Annotated in this window: 16 protein-coding genes; 2 read left to right on the top strand and 14 right to left on the bottom strand. The window is 71.8% G+C overall.

The features are described from left to right. Positions 1-3: 3 nt before the first annotated feature. The 8 genes from ABZW17_RS02790 to ABZW17_RS02755 all read right to left on the bottom strand — a co-directional run bounded on the left by ABZW17_RS02790 (position 4) and on the right by ABZW17_RS02755 (position 7,580). Positions 4-609 (bottom strand): response regulator transcription factor, encoded by a 606-nt coding sequence (locus ABZW17_RS02790; RefSeq protein ID WP_003094883.1) that lies wholly within the window; start codon positions 607-609, stop codon positions 4-6. After that, positions 606-1,808, bottom strand: coding sequence for a sensor histidine kinase (locus tag ABZW17_RS02785; RefSeq protein WP_354808961.1), 1,203 nt, complete (start codon positions 1,806-1,808; stop codon positions 606-608). The genes ABZW17_RS02790 and ABZW17_RS02785 overlap by 4 nt, the downstream gene beginning before the upstream one ends. A gap of 25 nt (positions 1,809-1,833) precedes the next feature. After that, the gene (locus tag ABZW17_RS02780; RefSeq protein WP_354808959.1) at positions 1,834-2,574 is read right to left on the bottom strand and encodes an ABC transporter permease; all 741 of its coding nucleotides are present in this window, start codon (positions 2,572-2,574) and stop codon (positions 1,834-1,836) included. Next, entirely contained in the window at positions 2,571-3,503 is a 933-nt protein-coding gene (locus ABZW17_RS02775) for an ABC transporter ATP-binding protein (RefSeq protein WP_354808957.1), read from the bottom strand. Before ABZW17_RS02775 ends, ABZW17_RS02780 begins: the two co-directional genes overlap by 4 nt. Positions 3,504-3,642: 139 nt before the next feature. After that, complete coding sequence (locus ABZW17_RS02770) at positions 3,643-5,031, bottom strand: glycine--tRNA ligase (protein WP_354808955.1); 1,389 nt, start codon at positions 5,029-5,031, stop codon at positions 3,643-3,645. A gap of 88 nt (positions 5,032-5,119) precedes the next feature. Next, positions 5,120-5,770 carry a class F sortase gene (locus ABZW17_RS02765; protein WP_354808953.1) on the bottom strand — a complete coding sequence of 217 codons (651 nt, stop codon included), beginning with the start codon at positions 5,768-5,770 and terminating at the stop codon, positions 5,120-5,122. Positions 5,771-5,849: 79 nt separating this feature from the next. Next, positions 5,850-6,491 (bottom strand): class F sortase, encoded by a 642-nt coding sequence (locus tag ABZW17_RS02760; RefSeq protein WP_354808952.1) that lies wholly within the window; start codon positions 6,489-6,491, stop codon positions 5,850-5,852. Continuing rightward, positions 6,492-7,580, bottom strand: coding sequence for a hypothetical protein (locus ABZW17_RS02755; protein WP_354808950.1), 1,089 nt, complete (start codon positions 7,578-7,580; stop codon positions 6,492-6,494). A 264-nt stretch (positions 7,581-7,844) separates the two neighbouring features. On the opposite strand from ABZW17_RS02755, the gene ABZW17_RS02750 reads away from it, so the two are divergent. Both ABZW17_RS02750 and ABZW17_RS02745 read left to right on the top strand, forming a co-directional pair. Continuing rightward, complete coding sequence (locus ABZW17_RS02750) at positions 7,845-8,192, top strand: metalloregulator ArsR/SmtB family transcription factor (RefSeq protein WP_354808948.1); 348 nt, start codon at positions 7,845-7,847, stop codon at positions 8,190-8,192. Further along, positions 8,192-8,605: a Fur family transcriptional regulator gene (locus ABZW17_RS02745; RefSeq protein ID WP_354808946.1), complete on the top strand. Its 414-nt coding sequence runs from the start codon at positions 8,192-8,194 to the stop codon at positions 8,603-8,605. The genes ABZW17_RS02750 and ABZW17_RS02745 overlap by 1 nt, the downstream gene beginning before the upstream one ends. 201 nt (positions 8,606-8,806) lie before the next feature. On the opposite strand, the gene ABZW17_RS02740 is transcribed toward ABZW17_RS02745, so the two are convergent. From ABZW17_RS02740 to ABZW17_RS02715, 6 genes are all read right to left on the bottom strand, one after another. Next, a complete protein-coding gene (locus ABZW17_RS02740) occupies positions 8,807-9,523 on the bottom strand; it encodes a TIGR03943 family protein (protein WP_354808944.1) in 717 nt (238 codons plus the stop codon). Then, positions 9,520-10,533 (bottom strand): permease, encoded by a 1,014-nt coding sequence (locus tag ABZW17_RS02735; protein ID WP_354808942.1) that lies wholly within the window; start codon positions 10,531-10,533, stop codon positions 9,520-9,522. Before ABZW17_RS02735 ends, ABZW17_RS02740 begins: the two co-directional genes overlap by 4 nt. Before the next feature lie 120 nt (positions 10,534-10,653). After that, on the bottom strand, positions 10,654-11,079 hold the full coding sequence (locus ABZW17_RS02730; protein ID WP_354808940.1) for a YbjN domain-containing protein: 426 nt from the start codon (positions 11,077-11,079) through the stop codon (positions 10,654-10,656). Continuing rightward, entirely contained in the window at positions 11,076-11,891 is an 816-nt protein-coding gene (locus ABZW17_RS02725) for an isoprenyl transferase (protein WP_354808938.1), read from the bottom strand. The genes ABZW17_RS02730 and ABZW17_RS02725 overlap by 4 nt, the downstream gene beginning before the upstream one ends. Positions 11,892-11,929: 38 nt before the next feature. Next, entirely contained in the window at positions 11,930-12,691 is a 762-nt protein-coding gene (recO, locus tag ABZW17_RS02720) for a DNA repair protein RecO (protein WP_354808936.1), read from the bottom strand. 57 nt (positions 12,692-12,748) lie between these two features. Then, positions 12,749-13,216 (bottom strand): CD225/dispanin family protein, encoded by a 468-nt coding sequence (locus tag ABZW17_RS02715; protein WP_354808934.1) that lies wholly within the window; start codon positions 13,214-13,216, stop codon positions 12,749-12,751. Between the last annotated feature and the right edge of the window lie 66 nt (positions 13,217-13,282).

Below are 13,282 nucleotides of genomic sequence, written 5' to 3'. Positions count from 1 at the left end.
GGCTCAGAGCCAGCCACGCTCCTCCGCGACGCGCACGGCTTCGGCCCGCGTCCGCGCGCCGGTCTTGCCGATCGCGGCGGACAGGTGGTTGCGGACGGTGCCTTCCGAGAGGTGCAGGGCGCGGGCGACGTCGGCCACCGTGCTGCCGTCCCTGGCCTCCCGCAGCACGTCGCGCTCCCGCCCGGTGAGCGGGCTGGCGCCGGTGGCGAGGGACTCCGCCGCCAGCGCCGGGTCCACCACCCGGAGTCCACTGTGGACCCGGCGGACGGCCTCGACGAGCTGCTCCGGCGGTGCGTCCTTGACGACGAACCCGGCCGCGCCCGCCGCCATCGCGCGGGCGAGGTAGCCGGGCCTGCCGAACGTGGTGCAGATGATCACCCGGCAGGACGGGAGCGCGGCCCGCAGGTCGGCCGCCGCCGCCAGGCCGTCCTTGCCCGGCATCTGGACGTCCAGCAGGGCGACGTCCGGCTTGGTCTCGCGCGCGGCGGCCACCACCTCGTCGCCGGAGCCGACCTGCCCGACCACTTCGATGTCGTTCTCGAGGCCCAGCACGGTGGCCAGTGCCCCGCGCACCATGGCCTGGTCGTCGGCCAGCAACACCCGGATCAAGCGAGTCCTCCCGCGGGTTCGGCGCGCACGGCCGAGGTGGCCGCGCGCGGTTCCGGCTGCGGGATCTCCGCCCGCACCAGCAATCCTCCCCCGGAGCGGACGGACGTCCGCAGCGTGCCCCCCACGGCTTCGAGCCGCTCGCCGAGCCCGCGCAGGCCGTTGCCCTGGACGACCTCGGTGGCCCTGCCGTCGTCCTCGACCTCCAGCCAGTTGCCGCCCAGCCGCACCCGCACCCGCTTGGCCCCGGAGTGCCGCAGCACGTTCGTGACCGCTTCGCGCAGCACGTACCCGAAGGGGTTCTGGAACTCCGGCCGGACGTTGTCGACGGCGTGCGGCAGGTCGGCGTCGATTTCCGCGGCCCGCAGCGCCGCCCGGGCGCCGACGAGCTCCACCGACAGCGACACCTCGCGGTTCGCCGACACGGTCGCGCGGACATCGGACAGCGCGCTGCGGGTGAGGCTTTCGACCTCGCGGATCTCCTCGACCGCGCGCGGGATGTCGCCGGCGCTCTCCAGCACTCGCCGGGCCAGCCCCGCCTTGACGGTGATCGTGGTGAGGCTGTGCCCGAGCAGGTCGTGCAGGTCGCGCGCCAGCCGCTCCCGCTCGTTCGCCACGGCCAGCGTGGCGATCTCCTTGTTGGCCTGCTCCAGGTGCCGGACGGCGCGGATCAGGCTGGACATGAAGAACATCGCCAGGGTGACCGACGCGACCGTGATCAGGTCGCCGTAGTCGTTCGCGAAGCGGCCGGTCAGCAGCAGGATCCCGCTCGCCACGACCAGCGCCGCGCCGTCGAGGACCACCACCCACACGGGCGCCACCAGGAAGACCATCACCGCGGTGCCGTAGAGCATGACGAACGGGTTGGCGTGCACGGCGGTGACCACGGTGAGCCCGAGGACGAGCATCCCGATCCCGTAGGTGAACCGAGCCGGGCGGCCGTGGTCGAACACCATCGGGAAGAACGCGTACGAAGCCGCGTAGCCGTAGACGAGCACCCACAGCACCACCACGGTGGGCGTCACCGGGTGCGTGGCCAGCAGCGACTTCGTGATCGGGATCAGGAAGGGCAGGGTGAACACGATCGAGAAGACCGGCCACCGCACTTTGTCGGGCCCACCGCCGTCGCGGCCGCGTGGCGGGTCCGCCCACCACGTCTCCCGGTTGCCCAGGCCGAACTTGTGGCTCTCGGACTCCGCCATCGCCGTTCCTCGTCCCCTCCGGCCCTCAGACGCGGGCACTGTCCTTACGGTAACGCCTGATCACCAGCGCCCCCAGCACGACGGTCCACGCGCCGAGCACGCCCACCGCGGTCGGCAGCGACACCACCATGTCGGTGGTCACCGCGGGCCGCACCACCTGCAGCACCCAGTACGTCGGCATGATCTGCGCGACGTCGTGCATCCAGTTCGGCATCGTCTCCAGCGGGATCCACAGGCCGCCGAGGAAGCCCATGCCGAGGGTGACGATCATGCTGATCGGCTGCATCGAGTCCGGCGTGCCGAACTGCCCGATCAGCAGGCCGAGCAGGACCAGCGGGAGCGTGCCGAGGAAGATGCCGGCGAAGATGCGGACCCAGCCCGCCGCGTCCAGGTGCACGCCCTCCACGGTGACGGCCAGCAGCGGCACCAGGACCAGGGCCGGCAGCCCGACGAGCATCCCGGACACCGCCTTGCCGCCGAGGTAGCCGAACCCGGTCAGCGGGGTCAGCCGCAGCTGCCGCTGCCAGCCGAGCGCGCGTTCCAGGGCGAGCCGGCCGCCGCTGGTGTTGGCCGCGGCGAACGTCCCGAAGGTCATCATGTTGATCATGATGACGGCGGCGATCTTCGTGTGTTCGGGGTCGCTCGACTTGGTGAAGACGTTGGCCTGCAACAGGAACATCAGCACCGGGAAGGCGACGACGAAGACCAGGAACCGCGGCGCCCGGAAGTTCCGGCGGATCTCGGTGAGCAGGTAGGTGGCGTTCATCGCACGGGCTCCGCGGTCTCGTCGGCGGTCAGGGACAGGAAGGCGCCTTCGAGGCCGACGGCGCTGATTTCGACGTCGTGCACGGCCGGCACGGCGGCCTTGAGCGCCCAGAGCGTGGCGTCGGAGTCGGCGCTGGAGATCGCGACGCGGTCGCCGCGCAGCTCGAACTCCTTGACGCCGGGCAGCGCGGCGATCACGGCGTCGGTGGCGCCGGGGACGGCCGCGCGCAGGGTGCGGCCGCCGGCCAGCGCGCGGACCTCGGCGACGCTGCCGTCGGCGACGATCCGGCCCCGGCGCATCAGCACCACCCGGTCGGCGAACTCCTCGGCCTCTTCGAGGTAGTGCGTGGCGAACAGGACCGTGCGGCCGGACTCGGTGAAGGCGTACATCGACTGCCAGAACTCGCGCCGGGTGCCGACGTCCATCGCCGCGGTCGGCTCGTCGAGCAGCAGCAGGTCGGGGTTGCTGACCAGGGCGACGGCGAACCGCACGCGCTGCTTCTGGCCACCGGAGAGCTTGTTCGCGCGGCGGCCGGCCAGCTCCTCGACACCGGCGGCGCGCAGGGCCTCGGCGACCGGCATCGGCTTGCGGTGCAGGGCCGCGACCATGCCGACGGTCTCCCCGACGGTCAGGTCGTCCATCAGGGCGCCGCCCTGCAGCATGGCACCGATCAGGCCGGCGCGGACGGCGTCGATCGGCTTGCGGCCGAACACGCGCACGTCACCGGCGCCGGGGCTGGTCAGGCCGAGGATCATGTCGACGGTGGTGGACTTGCCGGCGCCGTTCGGGCCGAGCAGGGCGACCACCTCGCCCGGGGCGATGGTCAGGTCGACGCCGTCGACCGCGTGGACCTCGCCGTAGTGCTTCCGCAGGCCGGTGAGGTGGACCGCGGCCCCCGCCGCCACCGCCTGGGTGTCTGTTTCTCGCATGCCCCCAGGCTGCCGCCCGGACGGCCCGGGTTCCCGGATCGTGCGTCACGACCTGACCGTGACAGGTGTCAGGGGTGCCCGGGTGCCGGACGCGAAAAGGCCGCCCCGGGGTGTTCCCGGGGCGGCCTCCGCGAGCGGGTCAGCAGCCGACGAGGCGACCGGCCAGGTAGGACTCCAGCTGGTCGATCGCGATGCGCTCCTGCGACATCGAGTCGCGCTCGCGCACCGTCACGGCCTGGTCCTCGAGCGAGTCGAAGTCCACCGTGACGCAGTACGGCGTGCCGATCTCGTCCTGGCGGCGGTAGCGGCGGCCGATCGCCTGGGCGTCGTCGAAGTCGACGTTCCAGTGCTTGCGCAGGGTGGCCGCGACCTCCTTCGCCTTCGGGGTCAGGTCGGCGTTGCGCGAGAGCGGCAGCACCGCGACCTTGAACGGCGACAGCCGCGGGTCGAGCTTCAGCACCACGCGGATGTCGGTGCCGCCCTTGGCGTTCGGCACCTCTTCCTCGACGTAGGAGTCCACCAGGAACGCCATCATCGACCGGCCGACACCCGCCGCCGGCTCGATGACGAACGGCCGGTACCGCTGGCCCGAAGCCTGGTCGAAGAACGACAGGTCCTGGCCCGAGTGGTTCGAGTGCGTCGTCAGGTCGAAGTCGGTGCGGTTGGCGATACCCTCGAGCTCGCCCCACTCCTGGCCCGCGTTGAACGCGAACCGGTACTCGATGTCGACGGTGCGCTTCGCGTAGTGCGAGAGCTTTTCCTTCGGGTGCTCGAAGTGGCGCAGGTTCTCGGCCTTGATGCCGAGGTCGGTGTACCACTTCGTGCGCTCGTCGATCCAGTACTGGTGCCAGCGCTCGTCCTCGCCCGGCTCGACGAAGAACTCCATCTCCATCTGCTCGAACTCGCGCGTCCGGAAGATGAAGTTGCCCGGCGTGATCTCGTTGCGGAAGGACTTGCCGATCTGGCCGATGCCGAACGGCGGCTTCTTCCGCGTCGTCTGCTGGACGTTGGAGAAGTTCACGAAGATGCCCTGCGCGGTCTCCGGGCGGAGGTAGTGCAGGCCCTCTTCGGACTCCACTGGGCCGAGGTAGGTCTTCAGCATCATGTTGAAGTCCCGCGGCGCGGTGTACTTGCCGCGCGTGCCGCAGTTCGGGCACGGCACCTCGGACAGGTCGTCCTCGCCGGTCTCCTTGCCGGTGCGCGCCGCGAACTCCTCGGCGAGCTGGTCGGCGCGGAACCGCTTGTGGCACGAGAGGCACTCGATCAACGGGTCGGTGAACACGTTGACGTGCCCCGACGCGACCCAGACCTCACGCGGCAGGATCACCGACGAGTCGAGCCCCACGACGTCGTCGCGGCCCTGGACGACGGTCTTCCACCACTGGCGCTTGATGTTGTCCTTGAGCTCGACCCCGAGCGGCCCGTAGTCCCACGCGGAGCGGGTACCGCCGTAGATCTCTCCGCTGGCGAAGACGAAACCACGGCGTTTGCACAGGCTGGTGATTTTCTCAATGGTGTTCGTGGGCACTCCACGCTCCGAAAAGCTTGCGGGGACGGTTCAGGACTGGAACGTCCAGGGTATCCGCCGGGGCCCACTCCTTTTCGCGCAGGTGAGCCTACGGCCGCGACACCAGCGACGCCGTCACGACGCGGTTGTCCTCGTAGCCCTCGCTGCCGCCGACGTACTCGCCGCCGCAGGTGACGAGCAGCAGCCGGTGCGGGCCGTCGGGGTCGAACAGCTGCTCGGACCGGCCGGCCAAGTCCGACTTGTGCACGGTTTCGGTCGTGTCGATCTGGTACACCCACGCGCCGCCCGCGGCGTCGGTCAGCTTGACCTGCTGCCCCGCCTTGACCTGCCAAAGCTCGGTGAACGGGCCCTTCTTGCCCTTCCAGTTCACGTGCCCGGACAGCAGTGCGACACCGTGGTCGGCGCCCAGCTTCGCGCCCCACCACGCGGCCTCGTCGAGCCCCTCCGGGATCTTGAGCGCGCCCGCCGCGTCGAGGTCCTCCTGGACCAGTTTCGCGGTGCCGCCGCCGGGCAGGGACAGCTGCGCGGGGTCGCGACCGGTGTCCTGCGCGGTGCTCTGCGGGGCCGCCTGGTTCGCGGCCGGAACGGGCGCGGTCGCGCCGTTCGCTCCGGCGGGTTCATCCTTTCCGGTGAACACGAGCAGGGTCACGACCAACGCCGCGACCACGAACGCCCCGGCGGCGCCGACGATCCACCAGCGGCCGGAGCCCTTCTCCGGCTCCGGGTTCTGCTCCTGCATGGCGTGCGCTCCTTCGCTGTCATGGCCAGTGCACGGACAGGCATGCCGCGAGGAGCGGGGAAGGTTGCAGCGAACCCGATCAGCGGGCGGGGCGCGTCACGAGCCGGGCGGTGACCAGGCGGTTCTCGTCGTAGCCCTCGGTGCCGCCGACGTAGTCGCCGCCGCAGGTCACCAGCACGAGCCGGTGCGGGCCGTCCTGCCCGAACCACCGGGCGGCCTGGGCGGGCAGGGCTTCCTTGGGCACCGTGACGACGTCGTCCACGCGGTAGACCCACCGGCCGCCGCGCGCGTCGACGACGCTGACCTCGTCACCCCGGCGCATCCGCCACAGCTCGTCGAACGGCCCGCGCCGCCCCTCCCAGTTCACGTGCCCGGACAGCAGGGCCGCGCCCTGCGCCGCGCCCAGCTTGGCGCCCCACCAGGCGGCGTCGCCGAGACCGCGCGGGATCGGCAGCACCCCGGTGTCGGTGAGTTCGGTGCGGACCAGGCGGGCGGTGGCGCCGCCGGGCAGCCGGACCGTGCCCGGGCGCTGCTGCGCGGCGGACTCGCTGTCCGCGGGCAGCACCGCCGGGGCCGCGTCCTCGCCCGGCAGCGCCCCGGGCGGCGGGGCGGCGGCGAACGACGTGGCGGCCGGCGGCAGCCAGGTCAGCACGACGATCCCGGCCGCGAAGGCGGCCACGGCCAGCGCCGCCGAGACGGCGGCCAGCGCGGTGCGGAACACCTAGTCCGTCCCGGTCTTGCGCCGCCGGCCGAGCAGCAGCGCGACCGCGGCGAAGAACACCCCGCCGAAGAGCAGGCCGAGGCCGAGCGGGATGCGGGAACCGTCGCTGTCCGTGGCGGGTGCGGCCGCGCCGAGGTAGCCGGCCGGGACCTGGGTCGGCACCGGGGCCTGGGAGGCGGTCGTTCCGCCGGCCGGACCGGCGGCCTTGGCGACGAACCCCTTCGGCACCGAGCAGCTCACCCCGCCCAGGACGACGGTGGTCCGCACGTCCTGCAGCGCGGTGCCCTGGGCGTCCTTGACGTGGGTGGTGATCTCGACCCGCCAGCCGGCGACGGCGGTGAAGTCGCCACCGCGCCAGCCGTCCTGGCGGATCAGCTGGTCGAAGGCGGCGACGCGGGTCAGCTTGAGGTCGGAGACCGTCGTCGCCCGGTCGGCGTTCGCGATGTCGCCCGGCGGGCCGAGCCGCAGGTTCGACAGCTGGAGCCCGGCGGTGCCGCCGGGCACCGGGACGATGCCGAGCCCGCCGCCGGCCTGGCGCACCCACAGCCGTGTCACGGTGCTCGCCGAGGAAAGTTTCGCCGGGCCGGTGCAGTCGACCGAGGTCTTGGCGCCCTCCAGGACGAGCACGGTGTTGTCGACCGGCCGGGCGCCGCCCTGCCAGTTGTCGCGCAGCGCGTAGTTCGTCTCCGCGACGGCGTTGGGCACGGTGGTGGCCTGCAGCGCGGCGAAGACGTTGTGGTCGCGGCTCGGGACGCCCGGCGGGTACGGGTTCTGTGACGCGCTGTAACGACCGAGGTCGATCTGGTAGTGCCCGCCGAAGGTGGCGCGCTCGCCGTCGTCCTTGGGCACCGAGACGCGGTCCGCACCGAGCTTCGACTGGCCGGGCAGCAGCGGCGACCGTTGCGTTTCGGTGATCAGGGCGCCACCGCGCTGGCCTTCGGTCCCGATCCGCACCGAGGCGATGTTCGCGAACGAGACCGGGCCGGTCTTCTCGTCGACAGCCTGGCTCTGCGCCCCGGCGACACCCACCCCGGCCAGCGGAAACACGACGGCCGTCATGGCGACCGCTCTCGTCACGAAACGCCTCATGTCTCCCCACTGCTCTGCTCAGGCGGGTCGTCAGCGTACGAGAAGCGACGAAACTCTCCGCGCCAACCTTGCACCGTCGGCCACCGCATGCGAAGCCGAAGGGCCAATATCCCACGAACTCACCCGGATGGGCTAATACGACCGGCCGTAACCCGCAGCTCGGCGCCGAAGCGGAGGTCCCGACCGGGGGAACACTAGGATGGGCGGCGCCGTTATCGGCAATGACTACGGAATTCATGGTCGTGGGCGAGCGTGGAGGCGGGAATGGCGACGGTGACCGGGAGCGACGGCCTCGCGGAGTGCACGCCGGTGTCCCGGGCACACCCGTCACCGGCCGTGCTGGGCGATGCGGGCGACCTGCTGCGCGCGCTGGCGGCGCCGGTCCGGATCGCGATCGTGCTGCAGCTGCGCGAGGGCGACCGGTGCGTGCACGAGCTGGTGGACACCCTCGACGTCGCGCAGCCGCTGATCAGCCAGCACCTGCGGGTGCTGAAGACGGCCGGGGTGGTCCAGGGCGAGCGCCGCGGCCGCGAGGTCGTCTACCGGCTCGCCGACGACCACCTGGCGCACATCGTGGTCGACGCCGTCGCCCACGTGCAGGAAGGAAAGTGATGAACCCCGCCGCGTCGCGCAGCCAGGCCCCGGTGCCCGGGCGCCGATCGACCCGGCAGCGGGCCGCGGTCGTCGAGCTGCTGAGCACGATCGACGACTTCCGCTCGGCCCAGGAACTGCACGACGAGCTGCGCAAACGCGGCGACGGCATCGGCCTGACGACGGTGTACCGCACGCTGCAGTCCCTGTCCGAGGCCGGCGAGATCGACGTCCTGCGCACGGATTCGGGCGAGGCGATCTACCGCCGCTGCTCGGCGCACCACCACCATCACCTGGTGTGCCGCCTGTGCGGCCGCACGGTCGAGGTCGAGGGCCCGGCGGTCGAGCGCTGGGCGGAGAAGATTGCGGCCGAGCACGGCTTCTCGGAGATCTCCCACACGGTGGAGATCACCGGCACCTGCGCCGAACACTGACCCCGAACGGTCGCCTCGCGTACCCGGACAGTCGGCTCGCGCACCTGCACAGTCGGCTTGCGTACCTGCACAGTCGGCTTGCGTACCCGCACGGTCGGCTCGGCTTCCACCCCCGGCCGACCCCCTGGGTACGCGAGCCGACTCCCTGGGTACGCGAGCCGACCCCCTGGGTACGCGAGCCGACCCTCTGGGTGCGTGGGTTCAGTATTCGTAGGGGTCCTTGGGGGTCGGGATCGTGGTCACCGAGGCCGGGGTGAGGTCCGGGGTGTAGCTCGTCGCCTTCGTTGCGGTGCCCGGGACCACCTGGCCCGTCACCTGGATCCAGGTGTCACTGGCGAAGCGGTCGGCTTCACCGCCGCGGAGGCGGACCGTCACCGGGAACGCGTCCGCCGCGCAGCAGCTGATCACCAGGCGGGCCAGCAGCGTCCGGCCTTCGGTGTGCACGACGAAGCCGGTCAGCGACACCGTGCGGCCGTTGAGCGTGCCGGCCGCGTCCCAGCCCGCGCGGCTGACGAACTCGTTCACCGACAGCGGCACCACGTTCCCCGCCGGCAGCGGGGGGAACGCCGCCGCGTTGGCGGCCGCCGCGCTCGCCGGGACGCGGGCCTCCGTGCGGATCACCGAGTCCGCGCCCAGCGCCGGCGGCGCGACGAGGAACACCGCCAGCACCGGCACCAGCAGCAGCCACGCCGGGCGCGCCGAGTGCGAGTGGCCGTCGTGCTCCTCGGGAACAGCCCGCCGCACCACGAGGTCGCGCACGATGGCGACCGCGCCGAGCAGCACCATCACCGCACCCCCGGCGATGATCCACGGCTGCTGCGCCGGCTTGACGTACCGCAGGTAGTCGCCGTTGAGCGCGATCTTGACCAGCGCCCCGCCGAGCAGGATCAGCAGGATGTTCTGGGTCTCCCGCTTCACGCGACCCCCACCAGGAATCCGGCGCCGAGCGCGCAGACCACCGCGACCACGAACGTCACCGGGGCGAACCGCGCCGCGAACGACCTTCCGAACGTCCCCGCCTGCAGCGCGAACAGCTTGACGTCGATCGCCGGGCCGACCACCAGGAACACCAGCTTCGGCAGCAGCGGCAACGCCGTCAGCGACGCCGCGACGAACGCGTCGGCCTCGCTGCACAGCGCCAGCACCACCGCCAGGACCGCCATCACCACCACGCCGAGCACCAGCTGGCCGCCCAGCACGCCGAACCAGCGGGCCGGCACGAGGACGTTCAGCGCCGACGAGATCAGCGCCCCCAGCACCAGGAAACCGCCCGCCTCCACCAAATCCGTGCGCGCGGTCTCGGCGAACACGCGCCACCGCTGACCGCCCGCCACCTCCGGGAGCCGCTGCAGCGCCCGCGCCGTGATCCACTCCAGCTTGCCCCAGCGGGCCCACAGCCAGCCCATCACCATCGCCGTGGCGAGCGAACCGGCGAACCGGGCCAGCACCATCTCCGGCCTGCCCGGGAACGCGACCGCGGTGGCCACCAGCACCACCGGGTTCACCGCCGGTGCCGCCAGCAGGAACGTCAGCGCCGCAGCCGGCGCCACGCCCTGCCCCATCAGCCTTCGCGCCACCGGCACCGAAGCGCACTCGCACCCCGGCAGCGCCACCCCGGCCAGCCCGGCGACGCCCACCGCCGCCCCGGCCCGGCGCGGCAACACCTTCTCCAGCACGCGGGCGGGCACGAAGGCGGCAATGGCCCCGCTGATCAGCACGCCCAGCACCAGAAACGGCAACGCCTGCACGCAGACGGCGACGAACACCGTGGAGCCGGTGCGCAACGCGGGCACGTCGAACGCCTGCTGCAGCCAGCCCTGCGCGAGGACCGCGATCAGCAGGATCGCGCACAGCACTTCGACCGAGCTGATCCGGAACCGGCGTGTGCGCCGGCCGGGCTCGGCCGCGGTGTCGGAAACGATGTTCACGACGGCGATGATGCCAGGACCGTCCGACACGAAGGGACCCGCACGGGCCGCGAACGGAGGATCACGGTCCGTTTCGGTACGGAATCCTCCGTTCGCGGCGGAAAATCCACCCCGGACGGGTCAGTCGCCGGGCATGATTCCGGGCAGATCGGTCCGCAGCTGCGAGGCCGTCGACACGACCAGCATCAGCAACGTCCCGAGCGCCGCCTCGTCCAGGCCGGCCGCCGGGAACGCGTACCGCAGCGTCACGTCGACGCCGTTGTCCGAATGCCCGACCCCGAGCGTCCCGAACAGCCCCTGCCCCGCCCGCTCGGCGACGGCGATCGACAGCGACGGCGCGTCCGCCAGGTCCCAGCCGACCACACAGGTCAGCGTCAGCACCGTGAGCCCCTCGCCGAGCCGGGTCGCCTGGATCACGCACGGGACGCCGCCGTGGGCGAACGTCAGCGCGCCGTCGTCGTCGACGTGCACTTCGAGGTAGCGCTCCAGGGCCTCCCGGGCCCGCGTCAGCAGCTCCGCGGTTTCGACCGCTTCGGTGGCACTCACGAGGAAGCCGCCTGGTCGACCGCGCCGCCGAAGCGGCGATCCCGCTTCGCGAACTCCAGGCAGGCCCGCCACAGGTGGGTCCGGTCGAAGTCGGGGAACAGCGTGTCCTGGTAGACCATCTCGGCGTAGGCCGACTGCCACAGCAGGAAGTTCGACGTCCGCTGCTCGCCCGAGGGCCGCAGGAACAGGTCCACGTCCGGCATGTCCGGCTGGTACAGGTACTTCCCGATGGTCTTCTCGGAAACCTTGGCGGGGTCGAGGCGACCGCCGGCGACGTCCTGCGCGATCCGCTGCATCGCGTCACCCAGCTCGGCGCGGCCGCCGTAGTTGACGCACATGGTCATGTTCAGCGCCGTGTTGTGCTTGGTCTTTTCTTCGGCCGCCTGCAGTTCCTTGATCACCGACGCCCACAGCTTCGGCCGCCGCCCGGCCCAGCGGATGCGCACGCCGATCGAGCCGAGGTAGTCGACCTGGCGGCGGATGGTGTCGCGGTTGAAGCCCATCAGGAACCGCACCTCTTCGGGGCTGCGCTTCCAGTTCTCGGTCGAGAAGGCGTACACCGAGAGCCATTTGACGCCGATCTCGACGGCCCCGGCGGCGACGTCGATCATCACCGCTTCGCCGCGCTTGTGACCTTCGATCCGCGGCAGGCCGCGCTGGTTGGCCCAGCGGCCGTTGCCGTCCATGACCAGCGCGACGTGCTTGGGCACCAGCTCGCGCGGGATCTCCGGCGGTTTCGCGCCCGACGGGTGCGGATCCGGGGCCCGCAGCTCGTATCGCGACGCCTTGTTCTCGCGTCCCCTGCGCAGCACTGCGAGCCTCCCTGGATGGGTGAACGGTCAACCCGACCCTACTGCCCTGGTGTGGCCGACTCCCGGGCACGTCGCTCGACCAGGGGCAGGGACCGCAGCTGGCGTTCCAGGTGCCACTGCAGGTGGGCCGCGACCAGGCCGCTCGCGTCGCGGCGGGTGCCGGGCAGGGTCGACTCGGCCAGGGGCCATTCGCCGTGCAGGAGCGCCGTGAGCAGGTTCAGGACCTCGGGCGCCGGGTGCACGGAGCCGGGTATCCGGCAGTCGGCGCACATCGAGCCGCCCGCGGCGACGCTGAACGCGTTGTGCGGGCCCGGCAGGCCGCAGCGGGCGCATTCGGTGAGCGCGGGCGCCCAGCCGGCGTAGGACATCGCGCGGAGGAAGAACGCGTCGAGCACCAGCGAGGAGTCGCGCTGCCCCTCGGCCAGCGCCCGCAGCGCGCCGACGACGAGGAGGTACAGCTTGAGCACCGGCTCGCCCTCTTCGGCGGAGAGGCGGTCCGCGGTTTCGGCGATCGCGCTGGCCGCGGTGTAGCTCTGGTAGTCGGCGACCAGCGGCAGCTGGAACGCGTCGACCGTCTCGACCTGGGTGATCACGTCGAGCGTCCGTCCGGTGTAGAACTGCACGTCGACGTGGCCGAACGGCTCCAGCCGCGCCCCGAAGCGCGACGACGTGCGCCGCACGCCCTTCGCCACGGCGCGGACCTTGCCGTGCCGCCGGGTCAGCAGGGTGACGATCCGGTCGGCTTCACCCAGCTTGTGCGTGCGCAACACCACCCCGGTGTCGCGGTAGAGGTTCACCACCCCGACATCGTCCCACTTCCGGGCGATGCCGGGGTGGAGCGCCCCGCGGAAACCGGGTCAGGAGACGCCGTAGGCGATCAGCGGGATGAGGAACGCGAACAGGACCAGGACGCAGCTGAGGCCGCCGAGGATCGAGGAGACCAGGCAGAGCGTCTTGGTCGTCCGCGACGCCTGCTCCGCCATCATGTAGTTGCCCTGCATCTTGTACGTGCCGACCTCGTTGGACTTCATGATCGCGAAGATCCCGAGGATGATGCCGCCGAGGAAGAGCGAAGCGATCGCCCAGCCCTTGTAGTCCTTGATCTGGTTGATGTCGCCACCACCGGGCATGCCGTACCCCGGGGTGCCGTAGCCGGGCGCGCCGAAGCCACCGGTGGGCGGCTGGCCGTACGGCGCGGGCTGCCCGTACGGCGCAGGCTGGCCGTAGGGCGCGGGCATGCCGCCGGACGGCGGGCCGTAGCCGGGCTGCTGCGGCTGCTGCGGCTGCTGGCCGTAGGGCTGCTGCTGGCCGTAGGGATTGGTCATGACGTTGTACCCCAACTATTCGTGAACTCCCGCCAGGAGACCCCGGCGGTGGTGGTGCGGAAAAAG

The sequence above is a fragment of the Amycolatopsis sp. NPDC004625 genome (assembly GCF_040609695.1).
Taxonomy (GTDB): Bacteria; Actinomycetota; Actinomycetes; order Mycobacteriales; family Pseudonocardiaceae; genus Amycolatopsis.
The sequence above is the reverse complement of the archived record's forward strand: the minus strand, read 5'-3'. Positions and strand labels throughout refer to the sequence as shown.